Below are 2,484 nucleotides of genomic sequence, written 5' to 3'. Positions count from 1 at the left end.
TTAGATTGATTTAAAACTTCATTTTTAATTTAAAAGGATCTAGGTGAAGATCCTTTTTGATAATCTCATGACCAAAATCCCTTAACGTGAGTTTTCGTTCCACTGAGCGTCAGACCCCGTATATCGCTTGCTGATTACGTGCAGCTTTCCCTTCAGGCGGGATTCATACAGCGGCCAGCCATCCGTCATCCATATCACCACGTCAAAGGGTGACAGCAGGCTCAGAAGACGCTCCAGTGTGGCCAGAGTGCGTTCACCGAAAACGTGCGCCACAACTGTCCTCCGTATCCTGTCATACGCGTAAAACAGCCAGCGCTGACGTGATTTAGCACCGACGTAGCCCCACTGTTCGTCCATTTCAGCGCAGACAATCACATCACTGCCCGGTTGTATGCGCGAGGTTACCGACTGCGGCCTGAGTTTTTTAAGTGACGTAAAACCGTGTTGAGGCCAACGCCCATAATGCGGGCAGTTGCCCGGCATCCAACGCCATTCATGGCCATATCAATGATTTTCTGGTGCGTACCGGGTTGAGAAGCGGTGTAAGTGAACTGCAGTTGCCATGTTTTACGGCAGTGAGAGCAGAGATAGCGCTGGTGTCCGGCAGTGCTTTTGCCGTTACGCACCACCCCGTCAGTAGCTGAACAGGAGGGACAGCTGATAGAAACAGAAGCCACTGGAGCACCTCAAAAACACCATCATACACTAAATCAGTAAGTTGGCAGCATCACCCGATGCAGCTTTCGTCAATCATGACAGTTATGAGTTTTCCGGTTACTTATCCATTTTTGCCAGCGTGTTCCGCAACATCTGTTTTACTGTTTACACAGCACTCTTCACGTAAGAATTCGATGATAGCTTCCAGTATTTCGTATTGAGAGACACACATGAGCGTTCGACTCTCCCGGTTTTGTGTGACGAGCCCTACTGATACCAGGGCTGAAATATGATGACTTAACGTTGATGAGGGAATGCCAAGCTGCTTTTGCAATTCACCTACAGGCAAACCTTGTTCTCCAGCTTTTACAAGATGTTTGAATATGAACAAACGGGTCGGGTGACCCAGCTCTTTTAGTGCTTTAGCTACTTCTTCCAGTTGCATGTGACAACCCTCTGTCTAATGATATTTCGATAATACCAGAAATATCTTGACCAGAATTATATTTCGATTATTCTAGAAACGTAGATTTTGTCAAGAGGGTTTAGTATGAATAGTTGGATTTCTATGCTGCAAGATGCCGCAGAGATGTTTTTGTTTTTGGCCGTCGAGCTATCTTTGCTGTTTATTGTCATCAGTGCCGGTGTGAGCCTGATAAGGCAAAAGGTCCCGGACCATAAAATCCAGCAATTGATAGGGGCGAAAAAAGGAAAAGGCTACCTGCTGGCCTCGTTGTTGGGAGCCGTTACCCCTTTCTGTAGTTGCTCAACAATTCCAATGCTACGAGGGTTGTTGTCGGCGAAAGCAGGGTTTGGTCCGACACTCACTTTTTTGTTTGTTTCACCGTTGCTTAATCCCATTATCGTGGGGTTAATGTGGGTTACCTTTGGCTGGAAAGTAACTTTGTTGTACGCGATCATCGCTGCCGGTGTCTCAGTCCTTGCCAGTATCGTATTGGATTTACTAGGATTTGAACGTCATATTGTTGATCACAAAAACTCAGCATCAAGTGGTTGCACCACGAAATGCGATGATTCCGAAGCTTCGGTAAAAACGTCGGCGGGTTCCAGTTGTTGCAGCACTAGCTCGACTCAATTGCCTTTAAAAACGAGTTGCTGTACTTCATCAGCGAACCCCATAATTAACTTAAGGACGGTAAAGAACGAGCAGAACGTATCAGCGTGTTGTTCATCAATATCATCTGAACAACCAGCTGTTAGCTGTTGCAGCAGCGAGAATCTGGGCAATGTGAATCTCACAACGAATACCACCTCTGGCCCAATAAAGTTAGCTATGAAAGATGCCTTACAGCAGTTTAAGGATGTTCTGCCTTATCTTTTGTTAAGTGTATTAATAGGTTCATTTATTTATGGCTTTATCCCTTCAGAGTGGATTGCAGCTCATGCCGGAGCAGATAATCCCTTAGCCATACCGCTGAGTGCAGTTGTTGGTATTCCGTTGTATATCCGCGCAGAGGCAGTGATACCACTTGCATCAGTGCTGATGACTAAAGGAATGGGCCTGGGGGCATTAATGGCCTTGATAATCGGTAGTGCTGGAGCGAGTTTGACAGAAGTAATACTGCTTAAATCAATGTTCAGAATGCCTATGATAGTCGCTTTTCTGACAGTAATCCTGGGTATGGCCATACTTATGGGGTATCTGACCCAATTGCTTTTTTAATAATAATAGTAAGGGTCTTCTGGTGGCACTGTTGCAAATAGTCGGTGGTGATAAACTTATCATCCCCTTTTGCTGATGGAGCTGCACATGAACCCATTCAAAGGCCGGCATTTTCAGCGTGACATCATTCTGTGGGCCGTACG

General features: G+C 45.9%; 2 protein-coding genes and 1 pseudogene. 1 reads left to right on the top strand and 2 read right to left on the bottom strand.

Annotation, left to right across the window (positions count from 1 at the left end; genetic code table 11):
• Positions 1-84 precede the first annotated feature (84 nt).
• Both K0778_RS25610 and K0778_RS25605 read right to left on the bottom strand, forming a co-directional pair.
• Positions 85-677, bottom strand: a pseudogene (locus tag K0778_RS25610) (IS1 family transposase); the annotation flags it as partial.
• Positions 678-778: 101 nt separating this feature from the next.
• Positions 779-1,102: a helix-turn-helix transcriptional regulator gene (locus K0778_RS25605; protein ID WP_001175593.1), complete on the bottom strand. Its 324-nt coding sequence runs from the start codon at positions 1,100-1,102 to the stop codon at positions 779-781.
• Between the two features lie 105 nt (positions 1,103-1,207).
• On the opposite strand from K0778_RS25605, the gene K0778_RS25600 reads away from it, so the two are divergent.
• Positions 1,208-2,341, top strand: a complete 1,134-nt coding sequence (locus K0778_RS25600; RefSeq protein WP_001089729.1) for a permease — start codon at positions 1,208-1,210, stop codon at positions 2,339-2,341.
• The last annotated feature ends 143 nt before the right edge of the window (positions 2,342-2,484 follow it).

It is taken from the genome of Escherichia sp. XD33, from assembly GCF_019375075.1.
GTDB classification, from domain to species: domain Bacteria; phylum Pseudomonadota; class Gammaproteobacteria; order Enterobacterales; family Enterobacteriaceae; genus Enterobacter; species Enterobacter flexneri_A.
Note: the sequence above shows the minus strand (reverse complement) of the source record. Positions and strands in the feature narration are given on the sequence as shown.